Source organism: Mycobacterium sp., from assembly GCF_019243155.1.
Classification (GTDB): Bacteria; Actinomycetota; Actinomycetes; order Mycobacteriales; family Mycobacteriaceae; genus Mycobacterium.
The window spans coordinates 1-25,225 of sequence record NZ_JAFAUS010000118.1 but is presented as its reverse complement, the minus strand read 5'-3'; the positions used below and the strand labels follow the sequence as shown (position 1 = coordinate 25,225).

The window sequence follows — 25,225 nt, the reverse complement described above, 5'->3', positions numbered from 1 at the left end:
GTGATGCCGCCCCCGCAACGCGCCGGCAGGCGCAGCGGCAGGCCGCAGAAGGAGAAAACTTACCCCAGAAAAGGGACGACCCCCGCCAGGGGGGGAGGAGGCGAGGGTCGTCGTGTATCAGCCCCGGGGGGTCGGGCTGATACACCCTCGGCACAGGCCGAGTACTGCTTACTATACACATGACAGTCCGCGATAACGCAATAGCTGCTCGCTTAAGAAAACGCGTTGAGCCGCCAAAACACTGCCGTCCCACCGGTCACATCGGCTGGACGCGTATTTGGGACGGAAGATCGCGGCCTCCCCGGACCGTCGACCTATGCTGGGGCGGTGACCGTCTTCGACCCGGCCAAAGAGCAGCAATCCGTCGACCAGACAGCGGTAACCGACGCCCCGCGGGCCCGCACCGCGGCCTTCTTCGACCTGGACAAGACGATCATCGCCAAGTCCAGCACGCTGGCGTTCAGCAAACCGTTCTTCGCGCAGGGACTGCTCAATCGGCGCGCCGTGCTGAAGTCCAGCTATGCACAGTTCATCTACCTGTTGTCCGGGGCCGATCATGACCAAATGGACCGGATGCGCGAACACATGACCAACATGTGCACGGGCTGGGACGTGGAACAGGTCAAGTCGATCGTCAACGAAACGCTGCACGACATCGTGACCCCGCTGGTGTTCGCCGAAGCCGCGGACCTGATCGCCGGGCACAAGTTGTGCGGCCGCGACGTCGTACTGGTTTCGGCGTCCGGCGAAGAGATCGTCGCGCCCATTGCCCGCGCGCTCGGCGCCACCCATGCGATGGCGACCCGCATGGTCGTCGAGGCCGGCAAGTACACCGGAGAGATCGCGTTCTACTGCTACGGCGAGGGCAAGGTGCAGGCGATCCGTGAGCTGGCCGCTCGCGAGGGCTACCCGCTCGAGCACTGCTACGCCTACTCCGACTCCATCACCGACCTGCCGATGCTCGAATCCGTGGGCCACCCCAGCGTCGTCAATCCCGACCGGGCGCTGCGCAGGGAAGCCATCGAACGCGAGTGGCCCGTCTTGTCGTTCTCCCGGCCGGTGTCCTTACGGGACCGCATTCCGGCCCCCTCTGGTGCCGCGATCGCCACGACCGCCGCGGTGGGCATCAGCGCGCTGGCCGCAGGCGCGGTCACCTACTCATTGCTGCGCCGCTACGCTTTCTAGCCCGCACAGCAAACGGCTTAGCCGCGCAATCCGGTGTGGCTTCGCAATATTGACAAAATTGGGCCTTGCTGTGCTAAGGGTCTAGTAGTACAAAGGAACCACGGAAGCCCGGTGAGGCCAAGGTCGATCCGGAAGAGAAGGATCGTTCTCCCGACCCGGGCGCCCAGCACGGTGCCCGGCACCCACGCGGAGTCATAGCCGCGATAATGGCAAAAGTGTTGCGGGCCTGCGTAATTGCGAAAAGTAAATGGTGTCGACAACCCTTTGGGTGGGGTAGCAACCAGATGCATCGCAAGACCGCCGAGGCCAACCCACGTAACCCAGCAGTGCACGCTTGGTAACCGAGTTCCGTGCTAGCGGGCGGTGGACCGAATAGGTCGGGACACCGCCCGCTTTACATGTGTCTGCCGCATCTTCCGGGAACCAATTCGGGCCCGCTGGCAATCTGTTCTATCTGCTGGACACCGAGTCCGCGATCGACAGCGCTTCCTGCGCACCGGCTTTCAGCGCCCGGCAGCACAACACCAGCCAGGCCCCCACACCCTTCGGCGTGCCGTCGGCAAACCCCAGCGCGGCGTCCCGGTATTCGGCGGGCTGGCGCATCCAACTCACCTCCGGCACACCCAGGCCGTGCGGATCAAGCCCACTGGCGATGGTCACCAGGCGCGACACCGCGCGGGCGACCACACCGTCCGCGCTGCCGAACGGTTGCAGCGTCAGCAACTCGCCGTGTGCGACGGCGGCGAGCACCGGCGCCGGCACGCGGCTGCCGCCCTTCACCAAGTCCGCCAGCAACTCCAGACGCGGCCCCACCCCGGCATCGGTTCGCGGCCGACCCAACCGGTCCTCGTCGACCCGGTCCGCAGCCGCCAGCACGTGCAGCCGGGCCAGCGCCTGCAACGGTGCGCGCCGCCAGTTGCCGACCAGAGGTCCTTCGCCGCCCTCGAGCGCCTGGGCGACCCGCAACGACCCGGCGAACACCGAGTCGCTGACCTGCGCCGCTTCGGCCAGATCCTCCAGCCGGACGGGACCGCCGTCCAGCACCGATGAGGCGCGCGCCGCCCGCAACGCGGCCTCGGCAGCGGTCACCGGCCAGCCCCGCAGGTTGGCCCGGTGGCGATGGGCCCGGCCCAGCGCTTCGCGAGCCCGGTCGGCGGCCTCGGCGACGCCGGGCAGCTCCATCAGGGGGGCCAGTGGATCAGCCGTCACAGGGTGTCAACCTATCGTCGCCGCGTCAGCCGGACGTCGGCGCGTGCGGGATGGCATCCAGCAGCTGCCGCGTGTATTCGTGCCCGGGCCGGCTGAACAGCTGATCGGTGGGCGCGTGCTCCACCACCCGCCCGGCGCGCATCACCAAGACGTCGTCGGCGATCTGCCGGATCACTGCCAGGTCGTGGCTGATGAACAAATACGTCAGCCCCAATTCGGCCTGCAGCGCGCCCAGCAGGTCCAGTATCTGCGCCTGCACCAGGACGTCGAGCGCCGAGACCGCCTCATCGCAGACCAACACCTCGGGCCGCAGCGCCAGCGCGCGGGCGATCGCGACCCGCTGGCGCTGCCCACCCGACAGCTCACGGGGCAGCCGCCCCAACACCGACGACGGCAGCGCCACCTGGTCGACGAGATCGTGCACCGCACGCTCGCGCTGCGCGCGGTTGCCGACCCGGTGGATCCGCAACGGTTCCTCGATGGCGCGAAACACCGTGTACATGGGATCCAAGCTGCTGTAAGGATTTTGGAACACCGGCTGCACCCGTCGGCGAAACGCCAACTGCTGATCCCGGCTCAGCGCATCGTCGATCCGGGTCCCGTCGAAAACCACGGTGCCCGAGGTCGGTTGCAGCAAACCGAGCACCATCCGCGCCAACGTCGACTTTCCCGAACCCGACTCTCCGACAACGGCGAGCGTGCCTCCCCGTCGCATCCGAAACGAAACCCCATCGACAGCATGGAATTCCGCGCGTCGCCATGGTGCGCCGTGGGATTCGCGATACGTCTTGGTCAGTTCCGAGGCGACAAGAATATCGTCGAGGGCGGTCTGCGGCCGGTTCCGGACACCGGTCGTCAGGGAGGGCGCCGCGGACACCAGCCGGCGGGTGTAGTCGTGGCGCGGATTCCGCAGAACCGACCGCGCCGCACCGGATTCCACCACCACGCCGCGATGCATGACGACCACCGACTCTGCGCGCTCGGCGGCCAGCGCCAGGTCGTGGGTGATCAGCAATAGCGCGGTGCCGAGCTCGTCGGTGAGCCGCTGCAGATGATCGAGCACCTGTCGTTGCACTGTGACGTCGAGTGCGGACGTCGGCTCGTCGGCGATGAGCAGCCGCGGCCGGCCCGCCAGGCCGATCGCGATCAGCGCGCGTTGACACATGCCGCCGGAAAGCTCGTGCGGATAACGGCCCGCAAGCTTTTCCGGGTCCGGTATGCCGGCCTCGGCGAGCAGTTGCACCGCGCGCTGCCGTGTTCTTCGATCGGAAGTGTTGGCCCGCAATGCTTCCCGGACCTGAAAGCCAACCCGCCACACGGGATTGAGGTTGGTCATCGGATCCTGGGGAATGTAACCGATCGCCCGACCGCGAATCGAGCGCAGTGTTCGGCGATCGGCTCCGGCGATGTCGCGTCCGTCCAAAACGATGCGCCCCGCCGTAATTCGGCCCTCCGGGGGCAGCAACCCCAGGATCGCAGCGGCGGTGGTGGACTTCCCCGAGCCCGATTCCCCCACGACTGCGACGGTCTGTCCGGGCAGCACGGTCAAATCCACGTCGCGCACGGCGGCGTGCTCGCCGAAGCCGACCTGTAGGCCTTCGACCGACAGCAGCGGCGCGCTCATGCCCGCCACGCCCTCGACGCCGGATCCAGGGCGTCGCGCAGCGCGTCTCCCATCATCATGAAGGCCAGAACGGTAATCGCCAGTGCGCCTGCGGGATAGAACAGCAGCGGAGAGCCGGCCCGCAGCCGCGTCTGCGCGAGGTTGATATCGCCGCCCCACGAGACCACCGACGTGGGCAGTCCGACGCCGAGGTAGGACAGCGTGGCCTCGGTGACGATGAATGCGCCGAGGGCGATGGTGGCCACGGCGATCACCGGGCCCAGGGCGTTGGGCAGCGCGTGCCGCACCAGGATCTGCAATCGGCTCAGCCCTAACGCCTTTGCCGCAAGCACGTAATCGCTGGCGCGCACCGAGAGCACCGCACCACGGGCGATCCTGGCCACCTGGGGCCAGCCGAACAGCGCCAGAATCGCGATCACCGTCCACACCGTGCGGTGGTGCATCACCTGCATGAGCACGATGGCGGCCAATAGCAGTGGCAGCCCGAAGAACACATCGGTGACGCGGGAGACCACCGCGTCAACCCAGCCGCCGTAGAAGCCGGCCAGCGCGCCCAGCACACCCCCGACGACGAACACGATCAGGGCGGCCCCCAGCCCCACGGTGACCGAGGCTCGCGCGCCGTAAACGGTGCGCGCGTAGACGTCGTGCCCCTGCAGGTCGGTGCCGAACCAGTGCGCACGCGACGGGGAGAGCAGGCTCTGACTGGGATCGGCATACGTGGGGTCGGCTCCGGTGAACAGCGCCGGAAACATCGCGACGACGACGACGAACAGGATCAGCAGGGCGGCGACGATGAACTTCGGGCGCCCGCGCAGCCCGCGCCAGGTGTCGCGCCAGAATCCGCTGCGCGCGGAAATCCGCTCAGCCATAGCGAATCCGGGGGTCCAGCGCCGCATACAGCAGGTCCACCATCAGGTTGGCAATCAGGTAGATCATCACCAACACGGTCACGATCGACACCACGGTCGGCGCCTCTTGCCGGGTGACGGCTTGATACAGCACACCCCCGACGCCGTGAATGTTGAAGATGCCTTCGGTGACTATCGCTCCACCCATCAGCGCGCCCAGGTCCGCGCCCAGAAACGTCACCACCGGGATCAGCGAGTTGCGCAGGATGTGCACCGTCACCACGCGGGGCCGTGACAGACCTTTGGCCGTGGCCGTGCGGACATAGTCGGCGTGCGCATTTTCCGCCACCGCGGATCGGGTCAGGCGCACCACGTAGGCGAATGACACCAGGCCCAAAACGATTCCGGGCAGCAGGAGGCGCCCCAGCGTCGATCTCTCCCCCACCGTGACCGGCGTGATGCCCAACCGGACCCCGAAGATGTACTGGGCCAGGAAGCCCAACACGAAGATCGGGATGGCGATGATGATCAGCCCGGTGATCAGCACGCCCGCATCGAAGAGGCCGCCCGTGCGCAGTCCGGCGATCACCCCGAACCCGATCCCCAGCACCGCCTCCACGGCCAGGGCGATCAGCGCGAGCCGGATGGTGACCGGAAACGCGTGTGCCAGAACGTCTCTTACCGGCAGGCCGGAGTAGGACCGGCCCAGGTCGCCGTGGAGCACGCCACCGAGGTAGCGCAGGTACTGCACGATGAACGGGTCGTCGAGGTGGTAACGGGCTCGTAGCTGGGCGGCGACCGCGGGTGTCAGGGGCCGGTCGCCGGCTATCGCGGCCAACGGGTCGCCGGGCAAGAGGAACACCATGCCGTAGATCAGCAGTGTGGCGCCGAGGAACACGGGGATCATGACGGCGATCCGGCGCGCGATGTAGGAACCCATGTCGTTAAGCCTTGACGATGTTCTCGTAGTCGGGCATGCCATTCCAGGTCATCTTGACGCCGCTGACAGTCGGCGACCATCCGATCACACTGATGTAGTACCACAACGGGACAGCGGGCATGTCGTGCAACAGGATTCGCTGGGCGACGTTGACCAGTGTGTCCGCCTCTCGCAGATTGGGTGCGGCCTCGGCCCTCGCCAGCGCGGCGTCGAATTCCCGGCTGGAATATCCGACGTCGTTGGACCCCCCACCGGTGGCGTACAACGGGGCGAGGAACTCGATCATCGACGGGTAGTCGCCGATCCAGCCGGCGCGGAACGCGGTGTCGATCGTGCGGTTGGTGATCTGAGTGCGGAAACCGGCGAAGGTGGGCTGCGGCGCGCCGGCCGCGTCGATGCCCAAGACGTTCTTGATGCTGTTGGCCACCGCGTCCACCCACTCCTGCTGGCCGCCGTCGGCGTTGTAGGCGATGGCGTACCGCCCACTCCACGTCGAGATGGCGTTGGCCTGCGCCCACAGTTGCCGGGCCCGTTCGGGATTGAAGTCCAACGCGTCGCTTCCCGGTATGTCGGGGTCAAAGCCCGGCAGCGATCGTGCGGTGAAATCATGTGCCGGGCTTCGTGTTTCGTTGAAGATTTGCTTGCAGATCTGGGGACGATTGATGGCCGCCGACAGCGCCAGCCGGCGCAGCCGTCCCTCCTCGCCACCGAAATGCGGTAATCGCAAGGGCGTGTCGAGCGACTGGCTGACGGCTACCGGTCCGCTGGTGGCGTTGCCACCCAGATCGCGTTTGTAGATCGGCAATGCGCTGGGCGGAATCGTATCCAGCACGTCGAGGTTGCCGGACAACAAGTCGGCGTACGCGGTGTCCAGATTGGCGTAGAACTCGAACCGCAGGCCCTTGTTGTGGGCCTTCCGGTTGCCGTGGTAGTCGGGGTTGGGCCGCATGTCGATCTTGACGTTGTGTTCCCAAGCTTGGCCCCCAGAGCCTTGAGAACCATTGTCGAGCTTGTAGGGTCCATTGCCGACCGGACTGCGGCCGAACGCCGCCATGTCCCGAAAAGCCGCTGCCGGCAACGGATAAAAGGAGGTGTAGCCGAGCCGCAGGATGAAATCGACGGTCGGCGCATTGAGGCGAACGGTGAATTCGAGGTCGTTGACCACCTGCAGCCCGGACATGGTGGTCCGCTTCGGCGCGGGGCCGGCAACCTCGTCGAACCCGTCGATCGGGCTGAAAAAGTTCTGCTGCAGTTGGGCATTGGTGCTCAGTGCCCCGTAGTTCCATGCGTCGACGAATGAGTGCGCGGTCACCGGCGAGCCGTCGGTGAATTTCCAGCCCGGTTTGAGGGTGATGCGGTAGTTGACGTTGTCGGTGGTCTCGACCGACTGGGCCACCTCCGGCGACGGGTTGCCGTCCGCGTCGTAGGACATCAATCCGGCGAAGAGCCGATCGATGATTCGCCCGCCCTGGCTGTCGTTCGTGCCCGTCGGGATCAACGGATTCGGTGGTTCCCCGCCGTTGACCACCACCAGGTCCGGGCTCAGCGCACCGCCGCCACAGCCGGCCAGCGACGCGACTATAAGCATTGCGGCGGCGACCGGACCCAGCACCACTGCCCGGGTCGTTAAGGCCCGCATCCGACGCATGCCATCCGACCCTAGGGCCCCCCGATCACCCCGCGGTCATGGGATGGACCTGCAGCGCGCAGGCGTCGATGGTGGCAGGCACGGTGAACGTGTAGCTGGTGTCCGGCGCGTTGACGAGCAAGTCCGTGTAGCTAGGACAGGGACCGCCACCCGAGTCCATGGCCGTGCCCTCCACGATGGCCTGCCCCTGGGAGGCAATCGACAGAACGACGGTGGGCGGGGAATCGACGCCGCGCGGCAGGCCGCCCAGGTAGCCGTGCGGCGTCGGCTGGGCATGAATGGAGGGCCCGCCGGCGCCCGAATCGACCCAGGGGTATCCGGTCAACGTGCACGGGTCCCCGCCGCCGGCGAGGCTGAAAGTCAGGGTCACCGCGCGGTGGCCCACGGCGCCCTGCGTCGGGGAGGCGGTGACGGCGATCTGCTCTGCCCGGCACGGCGTAGGCGTGTCGGCGCTGTCGACCGGTTCGGCCCACGCGAGTGATCCCAGCATGGTGGTGGCTGCGTAACTCGTTGCGGCCGCGGCAAAGCTGAGGACTAGTCGGCGACGGCGTCGCCTTTGACCCGGCACGCTGATGATTATCCGGCTTCAGGCGTGCTTTGACCTCAGATTTGCGGCACGCATCTTCATCTTGCAGGGTTAGGCTCACAGGCGGCCGACGAGCGCTGTCGGCTACCGACCGGCGCAATCTCGACACAGGAGAAGCCAGTGACCGCCACCGATACCGCAGACCAGTCATACCCGCCGCCGGCGCAGTTTGCCGAGCAGGCCAATGCGGGCGAGGAACTGTATCGCGAAGCCGAGGACGACCGCCTGGCCTTCTGGGCCAAGCAGGCCAACAGACTGTCCTGGGCGAAACCCTTCGATGAGGTGCTGGACTGGTCGAATGCCCCGTTTGCCAAGTGGTTCGCCGCCGGCAAGCTCAACGTGGCCTACAACTGCGTCGACCGCCACGTCGAGGCGGGCCTCGGCGACCGGGTCGCCATCCACTGGGAGGGCGAACCCGTCGGCGACAGCCGCAGCCTGACCTATGCCGAGCTGCAGACCGAAGTGTGCAAAGCGGCCAACGCGTTGACCGATCTCGGACTCGTCGCCGGCGACCGGGTCGCGATCTACATGCCGCTGATCCCCGAGGCCGTGATCGCGATGCTCGCCTGCGCCCGCCTGGGCCTCATGCACAGCGTCGTGTTCGCCGGCTTCACCGCGAAGGCACTGCGCGCCCGGATCGCCGACGCCCAGGCCAAGCTGTTGATCACCACGGACGGACAGTTCCGCCGCGGCAAGCCTGCGCCGCTGAAGGACGCGGCCGACGAGGCCGTCTCGGATTCGGACAGCCCCATCGAAAACGTTCTGGTGGTGCGGCGCACGGGAATTGACGTGCCCTGGGACGGCGATCGCGACCTGTGGTGGCACGATGTCGTCGACGCCGCGTCGCCTGAGCACACCCCGGAGCCGTTCGACGCCGAGCAGCCGCTGTTCCTGCTGTACACCTCCGGCACCACCGGCAAGCCCAAGGGCATCGTGCACACCAGCGGCGGCTACCTGACGCACGCGTCCTACACGCACTACTACGTTTTCGACATCAAGGCCGACAAGGACGTGTTCTGGTGCACCGCCGACATCGGCTGGGTCACCGGACACACCTACGGTGTCTACGGGCCGCTGTCCAACGGCGTCACCGAGGTGCTCTACGAGGGCACCCCCGACTCGCCGACCCAGCATCGGCATTTCGAGATCATCGAAAAGTACGGCGTGACAATCTATTACACCGCACCCACGCTCATACGAACGTTCATGAAGTGGGGCCGCGAAATCCCCGACGCGCACAACCTGACCAGTCTGCGGCTGCTGGGTTCGGTTGGCGAGCCGATCAACCCCGAGGCGTGGCGCTGGTACCGCAAGGTGATCGGCGCCGACAAGCTACCGATCGTCGACACCTGGTGGCAGACCGAAACGGGCGCCACGATGATCTCGCCGCTGCCCGGAGTCGCTGCGGCCAAACCAGGTTCGGCGATGAGGCCGCTCCCGGGCATCTCGGCCAAGATCGTCGACGATCACGGCGATGAGCTGGTACCCGCCGTCCATCAGGGCGAACACGTCACCGGTTACCTGGTGTTGGACCAGCCGTGGCCGTCCATGCTGCGCGGCATCTGGGGTGATGACGAACGCTATATCGAGACCTACTGGTCCAGGTTCGCCGAGCAGGGCTGGTACTTCGCCGGCGACAGTGCCTATTACGACCGCGACGGCGCCATCTGGGTGGTGGGCCGCATCGACGACGTGATGAACGTGTCGGGACACCGACTTTCGACCGCCGAGGTGGAGTCGGCGCTGGTCGGCCACGTCGCGGTCGCCGAGGCGGCCGTGGTCGGCATGACCGACGAAACCACCGGCCAGGCCATCTGCGCTTTCGTCGTGCTGTGTGCCGACTTTCAGGTGCACGACGGGATCGTCGACGAGCTACGGGTGGAGGTGGCGCGCGAGATCTCGCCGATCGCAAAGCCCCGCGAGGTCCATGTGGTGCCGGAGCTGCCGAAGACCCGCAGCGGCAAGATCATGCGCAGGCTGCTGCGCGACGTCGCCGAAAACCGCGAGCTGGGTGACACGTCGACGCTGCTGGACCCCGGTGTGTTCGACGCGATCAGGGCCGGCACGTAAGTCCAGCCTCAGCCTGGTAGGGGCGAAAATCCTGAGCCGGGGCGGTGCTTGGCGTTGATGTCGGCGAGGTCGGCGTTGATCGACATCACCACCGCCGGCGTGTGTAGCGGAATGTATTTGATGACGCACGTCGGCAAGTTGTCGCTGAACGCGCCGTGGATCATGCCGACCAGCTGATTGTTGACGGTCACGGGCGCCCCGGAGTCACCGGGCTGGCCGCACACCTGCATGACGATCGTGCCCGGGTCCTGGCCCGGTCCCCAGGTGACGCCGCACGAATTGCCGGTCGTACGGCCTTGTTTGCAGGCGATTTCGCCGAAGGCGGGATCTGGACCGATGCCGTTGATCAGGAAGCCGTTGAAGTTGGCCTCCGGTGTCACCTTGGCCGGGTCGAATTTGATGACCGCGTAGTCGAGGTTGTCGTTGCCCGAGACCATCGTGCCGAGTATCCCGGCGTTCTCGGCGCCTTCGGCGGCGACTGTTGCGCCCGGGCCCCCGCAGTGCGCGGAGGTCAAACCGATTAGGTCACCGGCGGAATCGCCACCGATGGTCGTCAAGGTGCACATCGTGTCCCCGTTGATGACGATGCCTGCCCCGCCCCCCATCGGGATCCTGACGTCGGCGGCGGCAGCGCGGGCGGGCGAACCCACCGAGGCCACCAGCACGGCCACGATCGCCACGCCCAAGAACCGGTGTGCAGTCCGCACAGAACCACTCCCATCGGTCGGCCGGACATTCGGCCGGCTTGGCCAGTCTAATCAGCTGAGATGTCGGATTCGCTGCGTCGGACACCGGTCATCCCTCGATGTGTCGATCTCGTTCTGCCCAAGCGGACTTCGCCACCTTCCAGCCCGCACCCCCCGGCCCGACCTCGGCTGGCCTCGTTTGAGATCGCGCTACATGGCAACATAAACCGCGACGACCGCGAGCCGGGCCATAACCGAGAGGACCGCCTGTGAGCAAAGCCGATGGCAAGAACGGGGTGCCCAGCACCCTGACCACGATTCCGTTGGCCGACCCGCACGCCAGGGCGGCCGAGCCGTCGATCGGTGATCTGATCAAAGACGCGTCAACCCAGGTTTCCACGCTGGTGCGCGCCGAGGTGGAACTGGCGCGCGCCGAAATCACCCGGGACGTCAAAAAAGGCCTTACCGGCAGCGTCTTCTTCATCGCCGCACTGGTGGTCCTGTTCTACTCCACATTCTTTTTCTTCTTCTTCCTCGCCGAGTTGCTCGACACCTGGCTGTGGCGGTGGGCGGCGTTCCTGATCGTGTTCGGGATCATGGTGGTGGTCGGGGCGATACTGGCCCTGCTGGGCTTCTTGAAGGTGCGCCGGATCCGGGGACCGCGCGAGACGATCGAATCGGTCAAAGAGACTCGCAGCGCGCTCACGCCGGGCCACGAGAAGGCGCCCGCCGCAGCCAAGCAGCTGACCGAAAGCCACGGCAGGCACCAAAAGCCCGAAAGCGGCGCTCCCACCGATCCATCGGGTTGGTAAATGGCACCGCCGGATCCGTCGGTAGTCCGCATCGACGGACCGTGGCGGCACTTGGACGTGCACGCCAACGGCATCCGATTCCATGTCGTCGAGGCCCTGCCGGAAGGCCCGGAAGCGACGCCGCCCACCGCGCGGCCGCTGGTGCTGCTGCTGCACGGTTTCGGGTCGTTCTGGTGGTCGTGGCGTCATCAGTTGCGCAGCCTGACCGGAGCGAGGGTCGTCGCGGTCGACCTGCGCGGCTACGGGGGCAGCGATAAGCCACCCCGCGGCTATGACGGCTGGACGCTGGCCGGTGATACGGCCGGACTCATCCGCGCGCTCGGCCACACGTCAGCGACACTGATCGGGCATGCCGACGGCGGCTTGGCGTGCTGGGCGACCGCGCTGTTGCATGCGCGACTGGTGTCCGCCATCGCGCTGATCAGCTCACCACACCCGGCGGCGCTGCGCCGGTCCGCGTTGACGCGCCGCGACCAGAGTTACGCGCTGCTGCCGTCGTTGCTGCGCTACCAGGTGCCGCTGTGGCCCGAGCGCCTGCTGACCCGGGACAACGCGTCCGAGATCGAGCGACTGGTCCGCATCCGCAGTACCGCCAAATGGCTTGCCTCCGAGGACTTTTCCGAAACCATCGGCCATCTGCGGACGGCGATCCAGATTCCGGCGGCGGCGCACTGCGCGCTGGAGTATCAGCGCTGGGCGGCGCGCAGCCAGCTGCGCGACGAAGGTCGGCGCTTCATGCGATCGATGTCCCAACAGCTCAGCGTGCCGCTGCTACACCTGCGCGGCGACGCCGATCCCTACGTGCTGGCCGACCCGGTCGACCGCACCCAGCGGTATGCGCCGCAGGGCCGGTACGTATCCATCGCCGGCGCAGGGCATTACAGCCACGAAGAGGCGCCGGCCGAGATCAACAGGCATCTGATGCGATTCCTGGCGAACGGGACTCGCCTCAGCTGACGCAGGACCCGGTCGTAACCCCTTGGCTGTCACCGACTTTGGCGAGCTGACTGGCCACCTCGTCAGCGGTCAACACGAACCCGGTGTCCGGGTCATCAACGGCCGCGCCGAACACCACGCCGAGCACGTGACCATCCAAATCGATCAACGGCCCACCCGAATTACCTTGCTCCACACTGGCTCTGATGGTGTAGACGTCGCGGGTGACCGGGGCCGGGTCCCGGTAGATGTCGGGGCCGCTCAGCTTGATGACCTCGCGGATTCTGGCCGGGGTCGCGGTGAAATTACCGCCGCCGGGGTAACCCAGCACCACGACGCTGGCACCGGTCTTCGCTTCTGCCTGAGCGAACGTCAACGGCGCCGGGGGCAGGTTGGGGACGGAAAGGATGGCGATGTCGACCGACGGGTCATAGGACACCACCGTCGCATCGAGCGGATTGCCGCTGGCGTAGACCTGGACGTTGTTGGACCCGGCTACCACGTGCGCATTGGTCATCACCCGGTCGGGCGCGATCACGAATCCACTGCCTTCCAACACTTTCTGGCAGCTGGGAGCCAGGCTGCGTACCTTGACCACGCTTGGCGCGGTGGCCTGCACCACCGGATTGTTCGCCAGTGCCGGGTCCGGCGACGCGACCGGGATAACCGGGGTGCGGCTGAAGGGTTCCAGGACCGCGGGCAGGCCGGACGTATTCAGCAGGGCTGACAACCGCTTCGGCACGGTCTTCAGCCACGGCGGCGCGACGTCGTTGACCTGAGCGAGCACCCGCGAACCACGGACTGCCGCAGCAAGTTCCGGCTGGTCCTTCGACTGGGTCAGCGGCGTCGCCAACAACCAGGCCGCGGTCAGCACCACACAGAGTTGGACGCCCACGCCGATGAACGAGTCGACCGTTCGGATCGTGCGGCTGTGGATCGCGCCGCGCACGGCCCGTCCCAAGACGACGCCGGCGACCTCACCGATGACGACCAGCGCGAGGATCAAAAACAGTGCGGCGAAAAGCTTGGCGCGCGGCGCGGCGATGTGGCTGACGATGTGCGGCGCCAGCAGCACCCCGGCGATGGCGCCCAACAGCACACCGACGAACGAAAACAGTGAGCCGAGCGCACCCGAACGCCAGCCGGAGACGGCCGCGATGAAGGCGACCGACAGGACGGCGACATCGAGCCACTGCGAAGGGGTCATTGAATTCATCGGGAGCCACCCTGATCGCCGACCAATGACATCGCCGCTTCCAGCTCGCGCACATCGGTGGTGTCCCACGGCTCGGCCCAGCCGGCGACGTCGAGCACCGCCGATATCACCTGGCCAGTGAATCCCCAGACCAGCATTTCGTTCAGCAGAAACGCCGGACCGGACCAACGCTGGCCGAGATCGCCGCGGTACACCATCAACCGATTCTCCGGGTTGATGAAGGCGCGCACCGGAACTCGCGCCACGACCGCGGTCTCGGCCTCGTTGACGACGGACACCGGCCCGGGATCCGGCGAATACGCCAACACCGGGATGACGTGAAACTGCGACGGCGCGATGAACATCCGCTCGATCGTGGCCAGTGGATACAGCCTGCTGACGTCGATCCCGGTCTCCTCGCGGGCCTCGCGCAACGCGGTGGCCACCGGACCATCGTCGCCGGGATCGGCTGCGCCGCCGGGGAAGGCCGCTTGGCCGGCGTGATGGCGCAGCGTCGAGGCCCGCACGGTGACCAACAGGTCCGCGTCCTCGGGCGCACCGCCACCGGCCGGGCCGGATTCGGGCCCGGAGAACAACACCAGAACGGCGGCCTCGCGGTCGTTTCCGTCCAGGGACGTCATCGCCGACGCGGCCCCGTTGGTGATCATCGCCAGCACGTCGGCCGGCAGCCGGCGCCGGGCCGCATCCGGGACCTCACCGACGTTGTCGACCAGCGGTCGCAGCCAGGGTGGGCTGGCGTCGGGCGTCAGCGGAACCGTCCCGTGCGGCCCAGCACTCACCGGTCCCTCCAGTCGGTTCAAATTTCCGCTTATCCCCTGTCATTTCCGACCGCAGCCGCGATCTCATCGGCAGAGCCGAAAGAGCGCGGCAGCGTCTGCGCAACGCTACCGTCCGGCCGAAGCACAACCGTCGCGGGCATCACATTTACCACTCGCAGTGCCGCGGCGACTCGACGACGACCGTCCTGCAGGGTCGGCAGCCGAACACCCAGTTCGGCCAGCCGCAGCAAAGCGGCGGTTTCGTTCTCGTCCTGATGCACCGTCACCACCATCACGTCCGACGTCACCCGCCGTTGATACTCGGCCATTGCGGGCAATTCGGCTGTGCACGCCGCGCACCAATACGCCCAGAGGTTGAGAACGACCCGGTGCCCGGCCAGCGCACGGCCGACGTCGACGACCGTTCCGTCAGCCGCGCAATCGGCCGTCACACCGCGCAGCGCCTCGGGGCCGGGGGCGCCGCCGGCGGCCGGGCAGGGCGGCAGGGCGGCCCGTTGCCGAGGGCCCGCCAACGCTTCGGGCGTGTCGGCGTCGCGGTGTTCACGGTCGGCGGTCGCCGGCAGGCCCGCCGAGGTCCCCGTCGCGGAATCGTCGCGCAGCTGTGCGAACAGCGCGACCGTCAAGGCGGCCACGACAGCCAGAATCGCAATGTGCCAGCGAACCTTCCGCGTCAGCGTCGGCCTCAAAGTAGGCATTGCGGTCCCGGTTCGGGTCTTTTCGCGGCCGGGCTACAGGCCGGCCAAGGCCAGCAGGTGCTCGGTCTCCGGACCCCGCACCAGGGATGCGGCGAGCACCGGTTCGGTGGGACCGAGGCCGAACGAGGGGCAGTCTTTTGCGATCACGCAGACACCGCACGCCGGTTTGCGCGCGTGGCAGACCCGGCGGCCGTGGAAGATCACCCGATGACTGAGCATGGTCCACTCACTTCGCTCGATCAGCTCGCCGACCGCGTGCTCGATCTTCACCGCGTCCGTCTCGGTGGTCCACTGCCAGCGGTGCACCAGACGCGTGAAATGGGTGTCGACGGTGATGCCCGGGATGCCGAAGGCGTTCCCCAATATGACGTTGGCGGTCTTGCGGCCCACTCCAGGCAGCGTCACCAGCTCTTTCATGGTCGACGGCACCTCGCCGTCGAACCGCTCGACCAGCGCCTGCCCGAGGCCGATCAACGAGGTCGCCTTGTTGCGGAAGAAGCCGGTTGGGTGGATCAGGGTTTCCAGTTCGGCGCGATCGGCCTGCGCATAATCCAGCGCGGACGGGTAGCGCTTGAACAAAGCCGGCGTCGTCAAATTGACCCGTTTATCGGTGCTTTGCGCCGAAAGAATGGTGGCGACCGTCAGCTCCAGCGGCGTCGTGAAATCCAGCTCGCAATGCGCATCCGGAAAAGCCTGCGCCAGCGTGCGATTCATCCGGCGCGCCCGTCGCACCAAGCCAACTCGGGTTTCGGTGGACGAACGCGGGGCCGCGCCGTCGGGCGTGGCCGGTTTTGACTTCGAGCGCCCGGACGACTTTGCCGCTGTCACCTACGACAGAGTACTGATTTTGTAATCTCGCTGAGACCTTAGCCATGTTTACTCTCCTTGTGTCATGGTTGCTGGTGGCTGGCGTGCCTCTGCTGCTGATGTTGGCGGCGCTCGCTCTGGCGCGCCTGGAGAAGAAACTCGCCCACGAGGCCTCTATGCCCACCGAAGTCGCCGCGATTCTCGAGCGCGCCGACGCCGTCGAGATGCACACGCTGACGCGGGCGAGCATGCCCGAGGCGCTGGAATACCTGCATCAGCACCAGCCTCAGTGGATGCCCGACCCCGCGCTCGCCGCCCTGGACGTCCGACCGCGCCACGCCTTGCCGTCTTTCGTTCCCGACCGCTCAGAGCACACTTTGCCGACGCGAATACAGGCCCACCCGCACATAAATCCGCAATTTAGGGCAACTCAACACGTTAATCGTGTGTAGCGTTTGGCACGTTAGGCACGTTAGGCACAGAAGCGTTCCTCTAGACTCGTCACGCGAGCAAGGGGTTAGGCTTCTCGTAAACACAACTAACTAGTTTCGAAGCTGAAGAGGCAACGTGGACGAGATCCTGGCAAGAGCAGGAATCTTCCAAGGGGTTGAGCCCAGCGCGGTTACCGCGCTGACCAAGCAACTGCAACCCGTCGACTTTCCCCGTGGACACACGGTCTTCGCCGAAGGGGAACCGGGCGATCGGCTGTACATCATCGTCTCCGGCAAGGTGAAGATCGGCCGGCGGTCGCCGGACGGCCGGGAGAATCTGCTGACGATCATGGGCCCGTCGGACATGTTCGGCGAATTGTCGATATTCGACCCGGGTCCGCGGACTTCGAGCGCGACCACCATCACCGAGGTACGCGCCGTGTCCATGGACCGCGACGCGCTGCGGGCGTGGATCGCCGACCGTCCCGAAATCGCCGAGCAGCTGCTGCGGGTGTTGGCCCGACGGTTGCGCCGGACCAACAACAACCTCGCCGACCTCATCTTTACTGACGTGCCCGGCCGCGTGGCCAAGCAGCTGCTGCAGCTCGCCCAGCGTTTCGGCACCCAGGAGGGTGGCGCGATGCGGGTGACCCACGACCTGACCCAAGAGGAGATCGCGCAGCTGGTGGGCGCTTCCCGGGAGACGGTAAACAAGGCGCTGGCCGACTTCGCCCACCGCGGCTGGATTCGGCTCGAGGGCAAGAGCGTGCTGATTTCGGACTCCGAAAGGCTGGCGCGCCGAGCGAGGTAAGCGCGGGTAGGCGCTGGTAGGCGCTGCCACACCAGTCGCATGGGCACAAAGGCACATCATGCTTCCGGAGCCGCACTCCTTACTCCGAGCGCAGGTAGTCCAGTTGAGCCTGAACCGACCATTCGGCCGCATCCCAGAGCTTCTCGTCGACGTCGACGTAGACGTGTTCGACGATCTCGCGGGTGGTGGCTTCACCGCCGAGGTCCCATAGCGCGGCCCGCACCTGCTCCAACCGCTCATGGCGGTGCGTCAGGTAACCCGTCGCGACAGACTCCAGGTCGGCCAAGTTCGGCCCATGTCCGGGTAATACAGTGCGTCGGCCCAGCCCGCGCAGGCGTCGCAGCGATTCCAAATAGGCTGCCAGGCTGCCGTCTTCCTTATCGATGACGGTGGTCCCGCGACCCAACACCGTGTCGGCGGTCAACACAGCATCGTCGAGCAGGAACGACAGTGAATCGGCGGTGTGGCCGGGCGTCGCCATCACCTTTATCTTGAGGCCGGCGGCATCGATCACCTCGCCGTCGATCAGCTCTCCACCCATGCCGCGCAGGAATCCGCTGCCCGCCGAGCGCACGGTCGCGCCGGTCGCCTCGACCAGCTTGTCGATGCCGTCGGTATGGTCCCCGTGCCGGTGACTGATCAGCACCAACACGATTCGGCCCAACGCGGCGACCCGCGCGATGTGGTGGTCGTCGTCCGGCCCAGGATCCACGATCACCAACTCATCACTGCGCGGACCGCGTAGCACCCAGGTGTTGGTGCCCTCCAGGGTCAGCAGACCCGGATTGTCGGCCAGCAGGACCGAGGCCGTGTCGGTGACAGCCCGCAACCTGCCGTATGCGGGATGGGTCAGCGACTCGGCGTCATCGGTCACGGACGTCAGCCGACCTCCACGATCAACTCGACTTCCACCGGCGCATCCAGGGGCAGTTCAGACACGCCGACCGCCGAACGCGCATGGGCGCCCTTATCGCCGAACACCTCGGCGAGCAGGTCGGACGCGCCGTTGACGACGCCCGGCTGGCCGTTGAAGCCCGACGTGGACGCGACGAACCCGACGACCTTCACGATCCGGGTCACCTCGTCGATAGCCACCACCGAATTCACCGCCGCCAGCGCGTTCAACGCGCAGACCCGCGCCAGTGCCTTGCCCTCTTCCCGGCTGACCTCGGCGCCGACCTTGCCGGTGCCCAGCAGCTTTCCCGCCTGCATCGGAAGCTGGCCCGCGGTGTAGACGAGGTTGCCGGTGCGCACGGCCGGCACGTAGGACGCAAGAGGCGCGACCACCTCCGGAAGCGCGACGCCGAGCTCCTCGAGCCGGGACGAAGCACTCATCGTTACTTGGGGCGCTTCAAATACGCGACGTGTTGCTCGCCGGTCGGCCCGGGCAGCACGGACACCAGTTCCCAGCCGTCGGCGCCCCACTGGTCGAGAATCTGTTTGGTCGCGTGCGTCAGCAGCGGGACCGTGGCGTATTCCCATGCGGTCGGTTGGCTCATGCCGCGAGCTTATCGGTCGGATCGGTCGAGCTAGCATGCGATGGTGGCAACCACATCTAGCGGCGGCAGTTCCCTGGGCTGGCCAGCGCGCTTGACCAAGGCCCGCTTGCATTTCGTGACCGGCAAAGGCGGCACGGGTAAGTCGACGATCGCGGCCGCGCTGGCACTGACCCTGGCGGCCGGGGGCCGCAAAGTGCTCCTCGTGGAAGTCGAGGGGCGCCAAGGGATTGCGCAACTGTTCGACGTCCCGCCCCTGCCCTATGAAGAGGTGAAGATCGCGACGGCCGAGCGCGGCGGTCAGGTCAACGCCCTGGCGATCGACATCGAGGCCGCGTTTCTGGAATACCTCGACATGTTCTACAACCTCGGCATCGCGGGCCGGGCGATGCGGCGCATCGGCGCGATCGAGTTCGCGACCACCATCGCGCCGGGTCTGCGTGACGTGCTGCTGACGGGAAAGATCAAGGAATCGGTGGTGCGCGTCGACAAGAACCGGCTTCCGGTTTATGACGCGGTTGTCGTCGACGCGCCGCCGACCGGCCGGATCGCACGCTTTCTGGATGTCACCAAGGCCGTTTCCGACCTCGCCAAGGGCGGTCCGGTGCACTCGCAGAGCGAAGGTGTGGTCAAGCTGCTGCACTCCGAGCAGACCGCCATTCACCTGGTCACCCTGCTCGAGGCGCTGCCCGTCCAGGAAACGCTGGAAGCCATCGAAGAGCTCGCGGAGATGGAGCTGCCGATCGGCAGTGTCATCGTGAACCGCAATATCCCGTCCTACCTACAGCCCGCCGACCTGGCGAAGGCCGCCGAAGGAGACGTCGACGCGGACTCGGTGCGGGCGGGCCTGGAACGGGCCGGCATCAAGCTGAACGCCACCGACTTCGCCGGCCTGTTGACCGAAACCATCGAGCACGCAACGGTAATCGCCGCACGTGCCGAGACCGCGCAACAGCTCGACGCGTTGAAGGTGCCACGGCTGGAACTTCCGGCCATCTCCGACGGCGTCGACCTCGGTAGCCTCTATGAACTGTCGGAATCGCTTGCGCAGCAGGGAGTTCGATGAGTACCACGCCCAATCGGCTTGACATGGCCGCCATCCTGGCCGACACGTCCAATCGGGTGGTGGTGTGCTGCGGCGCGGGCGGGGTCGGCAAGACCACCACCGCGGCGGCGATAGCGTTGCGTGCGGCCGAATACGGCCGCAACGTCTGCGTTTTGACGATCGACCCCGCCAAGCGACTCGCGCAGGCACTCGGGGTCAGCGACCTCGGCAACACCCCGCAACGAGTGCCGCTGGCGCCCGAAGTTTCCGGCGAACTGCACGCGATGATGCTCGACATGCGCCGCACGTTTGACGAGATGGTGGTCCAGTACTCCGGACCTGGTCGGGCACAGGCGATTCTGGACAACCAGTTCTATCAGACCGTCGCCAGTTCGCTTGCCGGCACGCAGGAGTACATGGCGATGGAGAAGCTGGGCCAACTCCTCGGCGAGGATCGTTGGGACCTGGTGGTAGTGGACACCCCGCCGTCGCGCAACGCCCTCGATTTCCTGGATGCGCCGAAACGACTGGGCAGCTTCATGGATAGCCGGTTGTGGCGGCTGCTGCTCGCGCCCGGCCGGGGCATCGGCCGATTGGTAACCGGCGCAATGGGTTTGGCGATGAAGGCGATATCCACCGTGCTCGGCTCGCAGATGCTGGGCGATGCGGCGGCATTCGTGCAATCGCTGGATGCCACGTTCGGCGGCTTCCGCGAAAAGGCGGATCGCACCTACGCGCTGCTGAAAAGGCGTGGCACGCAATTCGTTGTGGTGTCGGCGGCCGAGCCCGACGCGCTGCGCGAGGCGTCGTTCTTCGTCGACCGCCTATCCCAGGAAGGCATGCCGTTGGCGGGGCTGGTGTTGAACCGCACCCACCCGACGTTGTGCTCCCTGCCGGTCGAGCGGGCGATCGATGGAAGCGAGACGCTGGAGTACGAGGCCGATGCCGAGGCGCTGTCGTTGGCCACGGCCGTGTTGAGGATTCACGCGGACCGCGCCCAAACCGCCAAGCGGGAGATCAGATTGCTATCCCGGTTCACCGGCGCCAACCCGCACGTGCCGGTGGTCGGTGTTCCGTCGCTGCCGTTCGATGTTTCGGATCTGGAGGCGTTGCGGGCGCTCGCCGACCAGATAACGTCGGTCGGCGACGCCCGCGTAGCGGGGCGCTGAGGGGGTCAGCCGACGCTGCGGGTTCTCCTCTTGTCGAAGAAGTCCGACCAGGAAACCACTTCGGGGTGCTGCTTGAGCAGGGCCCTGCGCTGACGCTCGGTCATACCGCCCCACACGCCGAACTCGACTTTGTTGTCGAGCGCGTCGGCCCCGCACTCCTGCATCACCGGGCAGTGTCGGCAGATCACCGCAGCCTTGCGTTGGGCGGCGCCGCGAACGAAGAGCTCATCAGGGTCGGTGGTCCGGCACAGTGCCCTGGAAACCCAGGCGATCCGTTCTTCGGCATCGACGCTACGGAGTATTCCTTGTGCGGCTGCGATGTTTGTCCTACGCGCCGCCGGCCGTGTAGCTGACACGAACTGTTCCCTTCCTACCGGCCGCCTTCGCGACCGCCCTCCTCAGGTGCAGATCAACCGCTGCGATCTACGCCACACTATGTACGACGGTGTTACCTGAATCTCACCGTGCGCCTAATTTAGGTGGTCAGGTGCCAATTGCGCAACAGTGCGATAACGCTCTTTTTGGGACGGGCGTGCAGACTCGCCCTTGAAGGGTAAGCGATCGAGTGATCTTGCACACTCAGAAACATGTCTGAGCAGTGGCGCCATCACGAATTTTATCTTCGCGCCCGCCCGTAGTCGCTGGCCGAGCTTGGTGCAAAAATTGCGTGAACTTGCAGCGTGGCGGCGTGACAGAGGGCCGCTACTGTAGTACCCATGTCAGACCGCCCCCCGGCCGCTCTCACCCTCCTCAAGCTCGCCGGGTGCTGTTTATTGGCCAGCGTCGTCGCCACCGCGCTGCTGTTCCCGTTCGCGGGTGGATTGGGCTTGATGTCCAATCGCGCCTCCGAAGTTGTGGCCAACGGCTCGGCACAGCTCCTCGAGGGGGAGGTGCCCGCGGTGTCGACGATGGTCGACGCGAAGGGCAACACCATCGCCTGGCTGTACTCCCAGCGCCGCTTCGAGGTGACCGGCGACAAGATCGCCAACACGATGAAGCTGGCGATCGTCTCGATCGAGGACAAGCGGTTTGCCGATCACAACGGCGTGGACTGGAAGGGCACCCTGACGGGCCTGGCCGGCTACGCACGCGGCGACGTCGACACCCGCGGTGGTTCGACTATTGAGCAGCAGTACATCAAGAACTACCAACTGCTGGTGACCGCGAAGACCGACGCCGAGAAGCGCGCGGCCATCGAGACCACTCCGGCACGCAAGCTGCGCGAGATCCGCATGGCGCTCACGCTGGACAAGACCTTCACCAAGCCCGAGATCCTGACGCGCTACCTGAACCTGGTGTCGTTCGGCAATGGCTCGTTCGGCGTGCAGGACGCCGCGCAGACTTACTTCGGCATCAACGCCTCGGACCTGAACTGGCAGCAGGCGGCCCTGTTGGCCGGCATGGTGCAGTCGACCAGCGCGCTGAATCCGTACACCAACCCCGAAGGCGCGCTCGCCCGGCGGAACCTGGTGCTGGACACCATGATCCAGAACATCCCGCAGGAGGAGGACGCGCTGCGCGCCGCGAAGGCCGCGCCGCTGGGGATCCTGCCGCAGCCCAACGAACTGCCACGGGGCTGCATCGCGGCGGGTGACCGCGCCTTCTTCTGCGACTACGTCCAGGAGTACCTGTCGCGCGCCGGGATCAGCAAAGAGCAGGTGGCCCGCGGCGGCTACCTGATCCGCACGACCTTGGACCCCGACGTCCAGATCCCGGTCAAGGCGTCCATCGACAAGTTCGCCAGCCCGACGCTGCCGGGCATCTCCAGCGTGATGAGCGTGATCCAGCCCGGCAAGACCTCGCACAAGGTGATGGCCATGGCCAGCAACCGCACCTACGGGCTGGACGTCGATGCCGGGCAAACCATGCGGCCCCAACCCTTTTCGTTGGTCGGCGACGGCGCGGGTTCCGTCTTCAAGATCTTCACCACCGCCGCGGCCCTGGACATGGGAATGGGCATCAATACCACCCTCGAGGTGCCGGGACGGTTCCAGGCCAAAGGCATGGGTAGCGGCGGGGCCAAGGGCTGCCCCAAGGACTACTGGTGCGTGGTCAACGCCGGTACCTACCGCGGTTCGATGAACGTGACCGACGCGCTGGCAACCTCGCCAAACACCGCGTTCGCCAAGCTGATCCAGCAGGTGGGTGTGACGCGCACCGTGGATATGGCGATCAAGCTCGGCCTGCGGTCCTATGCCGATCCCGGCACCGCGCGCGACTACAACCCCGACAGCAACGAGAGCCTGGCCGACTTCGTCAAGCGCCAGAACATCGGCTCGTTCACCCTGGGGCCGATCGAGGTGAACGCGCTCGAGTTGTCCAATGTCGCTGCGACGCTTGCTTCCGGCGGCACGTGGTGCCCGCCCAGCCCGATCGACAAGGTGATCGACCGCCACGGCAACGAGGTGGCCGTCACGACCGAAACCTGCGATCAGGTGGTGCCCGAGGGTCTGGCGAACACCATGGCCAACGCCATGAGCAAGGACGCACTCGGCGGTGGCACGGCGGCCGGCTCGGCCGGCGCCGCGGGCTGGGACCTGCCGGTGTCCGGTAAGACGGGCACCACGGAGGCCCACCGTTCCTCCGGCTTCGTCGGCTTCACGAGCCACTATGCGGCGGCCAACTACATCTACGACGACTCGACCAACCCGACCGACTTGTGTTCCTCACCGCTGCGTCACTGCGGCGAGGGAGACCTGTACGGCGGTAATGAGCCGGCGCGGACGTGGTTCACGGCGATGAAACCGATCGCCACCGCCTTCGGGCCGGTGCAGATGCCGCCCACCGACCCCCGTTACGTCGACGGGTCACCCGCCGGCCGGGTGCCGAGCGTGGCCGGCATGGACATCGACGCGGCCCGCCAGCGCATCAAAGAGGCCGGCTTCCAGGTCGCCGATCAGAACAACTTCGTCAACAGCAGTGCGAAGCAGGGCGAGGTGGTCGGAACGACGCCCAGCGGCCAGACGATTCCGGGCTCCATCATCACGCTCCAGGTCAGCAACGGCGTCCCGCCCGCCCCGCCGCCGCCGCCGGAAGGTGGGCCTCCGCCGGTCGGGTCGCAGGTCGTCGAGATTCCGGGTCTGCCCCCGATCACCATTCCGCTGCTAGCGCCGCCCCCGCCGCCCGGGCAACCGCCGCCATAGGACTAAAGGCGGCGACTCTTCGCACTTTTCGTCGCCGAGCGGCAGTAGGCTGCCAACATGGCTGATGTTCTGCCCATCCTCATTCGCACCGGTGCCGCCGCAATCGGTTCGGCCGTTGCCGGAATCGGTTACGCCGCGGTCGTCGAGCGCAACGCCTTCGTCCTGCGCGAGATAACCATGCCCGTCCTGACGCCGGGGTCCACGCCGTTGCGAGTGCTCCATATCAGCGATCTCCACATGCTGCCCGGCCAGCGTCGAAAGCAAGCCTGGCTGCGCGAGTTGGCCAACTGGGAACCCGACCTGGTGGTCAACACCGGCGACAACCTGGCGCACCCCAAGGCGGTGCCCGCGGTCATCCAGGCGCTGGGAGACCTGCTGTCGCGACCGGGTGTCTTCGTGTTCGGCAGCAACGACTACTTCGGGCCGCGGCTGAAGAACCCGATGAACTACGTGATCAACCCGAAGCACCGAGTCCGCGGTGAACCGCTGCCCTGGCAGGATCTGCGGGCGGCGTTCACCGAACGCGGCTGGCTCGACCTGACCCACACCCGCCGCGAGTTCGAGGTGGCCGGCCTGCACGTCGCCGCGGCCGGTGTCGACGACCCGCACATCGACCGGGACCGGTACGACGCGATCGCCGGGCCGGCCAGCCCCGCGGCGAATCTGCGGCTGGGGCTGACTCATTCGCCGGAGCCCCGGGTCCTGGATCGCTTCGCCGCGGACGGTTACCAGCTGGTGATGGCCGGACACACCCACGGCGGCCAACTCTGCCTGCCGTTCTACGGGGCTCTGGTGACCAACTGCGGCCTGGACCGCTCGCGGGCCAAGGGGCCGTCCCGCTGGGGTGCCAACATGGCGCTGCATGTGTCCGCCGGAATCGGCACGTCGCCCTACGCGCCGGTGCGTTTCTGCTGCCGTCCGGAAGCAACCCTGCTGACGTTGATCGCCGCCCCGATGGGCGACCGCGACTCTGCCAGCGACCTGAGCCGTTCGCAGCCAACAGCTTCGGTGCATTGACCGACCGGACCCGGATCGCGGTCCGCAACCATTCGCGGTGCTGGACCGACGACGCCGTCCGGCTGATCC

25 protein-coding genes are annotated in these 25,225 nt (G+C 66.6%); 10 read left to right on the top strand and 15 right to left on the bottom strand.

The genetic code is table 11. The features are described from left to right. The first annotated feature begins 327 nt into the window (after window positions 1–327). Window positions 328–1,185 (top strand): HAD-IB family hydrolase, encoded by an 858-nt coding sequence (locus tag JOZ00_RS05940; protein WP_293341096.1) that lies wholly within the window; start codon window positions 328–330, stop codon window positions 1,183–1,185. 450 nt (window positions 1,186–1,635) lie between these two features. Here the strand turns inward: JOZ00_RS05940 and JOZ00_RS05935 are convergent, their stop codons facing one another. From JOZ00_RS05935 to JOZ00_RS05910, 6 genes are read right to left on the bottom strand one after another with little or no spacing between them, the layout of a single operon-like run. Then, window positions 1,636–2,394, bottom strand: a complete 759-nt coding sequence (locus JOZ00_RS05935; RefSeq protein ID WP_293341093.1) for an oxidoreductase — start codon at window positions 2,392–2,394, stop codon at window positions 1,636–1,638. Between the two features lie 25 nt (window positions 2,395–2,419). Continuing rightward, complete coding sequence (locus JOZ00_RS05930) at window positions 2,420–4,027, bottom strand: ABC transporter ATP-binding protein (RefSeq protein WP_293341090.1); 1,608 nt, start codon at window positions 4,025–4,027, stop codon at window positions 2,420–2,422. Then, a complete protein-coding gene (locus JOZ00_RS05925; RefSeq protein WP_293341087.1) occupies window positions 4,015–4,890 on the bottom strand; it encodes an ABC transporter permease in 876 nt (291 codons plus the stop codon). The genes JOZ00_RS05930 and JOZ00_RS05925 overlap by 13 nt, the downstream gene beginning before the upstream one ends. Continuing rightward, window positions 4,883–5,809, bottom strand: a complete 927-nt coding sequence (locus JOZ00_RS05920) for an ABC transporter permease (RefSeq protein ID WP_293341084.1) — start codon at window positions 5,807–5,809, stop codon at window positions 4,883–4,885. Before JOZ00_RS05920 ends, JOZ00_RS05925 begins: the two co-directional genes overlap by 8 nt. 4 nt (window positions 5,810–5,813) lie before the next feature. Further along, the gene (locus JOZ00_RS05915; protein ID WP_293341081.1) at window positions 5,814–7,448 is read right to left on the bottom strand and encodes an ABC transporter substrate-binding protein; all 1,635 of its coding nucleotides are present in this window, start codon (window positions 7,446–7,448) and stop codon (window positions 5,814–5,816) included. Window positions 7,449–7,482: 34 nt separating this feature from the next. Further along, a complete protein-coding gene (locus tag JOZ00_RS05910; protein ID WP_293341078.1) occupies window positions 7,483–8,025 on the bottom strand; it encodes a DUF4232 domain-containing protein in 543 nt (180 codons plus the stop codon). A gap of 138 nt (window positions 8,026–8,163) precedes the next feature. On the opposite strand from JOZ00_RS05910, the gene acs reads away from it, so the two are divergent. Continuing rightward, a complete protein-coding gene (gene acs / locus JOZ00_RS05905) occupies window positions 8,164–10,113 on the top strand; it encodes an acetate--CoA ligase (protein WP_293341075.1) in 1,950 nt (649 codons plus the stop codon). Between the two features lie 8 nt (window positions 10,114–10,121). Here acs and JOZ00_RS05900 read toward each other — a convergent pair whose 3' ends face one another. Further along, window positions 10,122–10,820, bottom strand: coding sequence for a S1 family peptidase (locus JOZ00_RS05900; RefSeq protein ID WP_293341073.1), 699 nt, complete (start codon window positions 10,818–10,820; stop codon window positions 10,122–10,124). Window positions 10,821–11,068: 248 nt separating this feature from the next. Between JOZ00_RS05900 and JOZ00_RS05895 the strand changes: the two genes are divergently transcribed. Both JOZ00_RS05895 and JOZ00_RS05890 read left to right on the top strand, forming a co-directional pair. Next, on the top strand, window positions 11,069–11,611 hold the full coding sequence (locus JOZ00_RS05895; protein ID WP_293341070.1) for a phage holin family protein: 543 nt from the start codon (window positions 11,069–11,071) through the stop codon (window positions 11,609–11,611). Then, a complete protein-coding gene (locus tag JOZ00_RS05890) occupies window positions 11,612–12,568 on the top strand; it encodes an alpha/beta hydrolase (RefSeq protein ID WP_293341067.1) in 957 nt (318 codons plus the stop codon). On the opposite strand, the gene marP is transcribed toward JOZ00_RS05890, so the two are convergent. Genes marP through nth form a run of 4 tightly spaced genes read right to left on the bottom strand, consistent with a single transcriptional unit; the run spans window position 12,561 to window position 15,951 of the window. Then, a complete protein-coding gene (marP, locus tag JOZ00_RS05885; RefSeq protein WP_293341102.1) occupies window positions 12,561–13,754 on the bottom strand; it encodes an acid resistance serine protease MarP in 1,194 nt (397 codons plus the stop codon). The genes JOZ00_RS05890 and marP overlap by 8 nt on opposite strands. Window positions 13,755–13,759: 5 nt before the next feature. Continuing rightward, the gene (locus JOZ00_RS05880; protein WP_293341064.1) at window positions 13,760–14,542 is read right to left on the bottom strand and encodes a CoA pyrophosphatase; all 783 of its coding nucleotides are present in this window, start codon (window positions 14,540–14,542) and stop codon (window positions 13,760–13,762) included. Window positions 14,543–14,571: 29 nt separating this feature from the next. Beyond that, a complete protein-coding gene (locus JOZ00_RS05875; RefSeq protein WP_293341061.1) occupies window positions 14,572–15,237 on the bottom strand; it encodes a TlpA disulfide reductase family protein in 666 nt (221 codons plus the stop codon). A 33-nt stretch (window positions 15,238–15,270) separates the two neighbouring features. After that, window positions 15,271–15,951 carry an endonuclease III gene (nth, locus tag JOZ00_RS05870; RefSeq protein WP_293341099.1) on the bottom strand — a complete coding sequence of 227 codons (681 nt, stop codon included), beginning with the start codon at window positions 15,949–15,951 and terminating at the stop codon, window positions 15,271–15,273. Window positions 15,952–16,109: 158 nt separating this feature from the next. Here nth and JOZ00_RS05865 point away from each other — a divergent pair, with 158 nt between their 5' ends. After that, complete coding sequence (locus JOZ00_RS05865; RefSeq protein WP_293341058.1) at window positions 16,110–16,496, top strand: hypothetical protein; 387 nt, start codon at window positions 16,110–16,112, stop codon at window positions 16,494–16,496. A 115-nt stretch (window positions 16,497–16,611) separates the two neighbouring features. Continuing rightward, on the top strand, window positions 16,612–17,286 hold the full coding sequence (gene crp, locus JOZ00_RS05860; protein WP_003877056.1) for a cAMP-activated global transcriptional regulator CRP: 675 nt from the start codon (window positions 16,612–16,614) through the stop codon (window positions 17,284–17,286). 79 nt (window positions 17,287–17,365) lie between these two features. On the opposite strand, the gene JOZ00_RS05855 is transcribed toward crp, so the two are convergent. The 3 genes from JOZ00_RS05855 to JOZ00_RS05845 are packed head-to-tail and all read right to left on the bottom strand — an operon-like array spanning window position 17,366 to window position 18,785. Continuing rightward, window positions 17,366–18,160, bottom strand: a complete 795-nt coding sequence (locus tag JOZ00_RS05855; protein WP_293341025.1) for an MBL fold metallo-hydrolase — start codon at window positions 18,158–18,160, stop codon at window positions 17,366–17,368. A 5-nt stretch (window positions 18,161–18,165) separates the two neighbouring features. Further along, window positions 18,166–18,621, bottom strand: coding sequence for a RidA family protein (locus tag JOZ00_RS05850; protein ID WP_293341022.1), 456 nt, complete (start codon window positions 18,619–18,621; stop codon window positions 18,166–18,168). Between the two features lie 2 nt (window positions 18,622–18,623). Next, window positions 18,624–18,785 (bottom strand): DUF4177 domain-containing protein, encoded by a 162-nt coding sequence (locus JOZ00_RS05845; RefSeq protein WP_003873302.1) that lies wholly within the window; start codon window positions 18,783–18,785, stop codon window positions 18,624–18,626. 40 nt (window positions 18,786–18,825) lie between these two features. Here JOZ00_RS05845 and JOZ00_RS05840 point away from each other — a divergent pair, with 40 nt between their 5' ends. Both JOZ00_RS05840 and JOZ00_RS05835 read left to right on the top strand, forming a co-directional pair. Beyond that, window positions 18,826–19,848, top strand: a complete 1,023-nt coding sequence (locus tag JOZ00_RS05840) for an ArsA family ATPase (RefSeq protein ID WP_293341019.1) — start codon at window positions 18,826–18,828, stop codon at window positions 19,846–19,848. Then, complete coding sequence (locus JOZ00_RS05835; protein WP_293341016.1) at window positions 19,845–20,996, top strand: ArsA family ATPase; 1,152 nt, start codon at window positions 19,845–19,847, stop codon at window positions 20,994–20,996. The genes JOZ00_RS05840 and JOZ00_RS05835 overlap by 4 nt, the downstream gene beginning before the upstream one ends. A 5-nt stretch (window positions 20,997–21,001) precedes the next feature. Here the strand turns inward: JOZ00_RS05835 and JOZ00_RS05830 are convergent, their stop codons facing one another. Beyond that, complete coding sequence (locus JOZ00_RS05830) at window positions 21,002–21,352, bottom strand: WhiB family transcriptional regulator (RefSeq protein ID WP_293341013.1); 351 nt, start codon at window positions 21,350–21,352, stop codon at window positions 21,002–21,004. Window positions 21,353–21,712: 360 nt separating this feature from the next. On the opposite strand from JOZ00_RS05830, the gene ponA2 reads away from it, so the two are divergent. Continuing rightward, on the top strand, window positions 21,713–24,139 hold the full coding sequence (gene ponA2 / locus JOZ00_RS05825) for a transglycosylase/D,D-transpeptidase PonA2 (protein WP_293341010.1): 2,427 nt from the start codon (window positions 21,713–21,715) through the stop codon (window positions 24,137–24,139). Between the two features lie 57 nt (window positions 24,140–24,196). Beyond that, a complete protein-coding gene (locus JOZ00_RS05820) occupies window positions 24,197–25,156 on the top strand; it encodes a metallophosphoesterase (protein ID WP_293341007.1) in 960 nt (319 codons plus the stop codon). Window positions 25,157–25,225 lie beyond the last annotated feature (69 nt).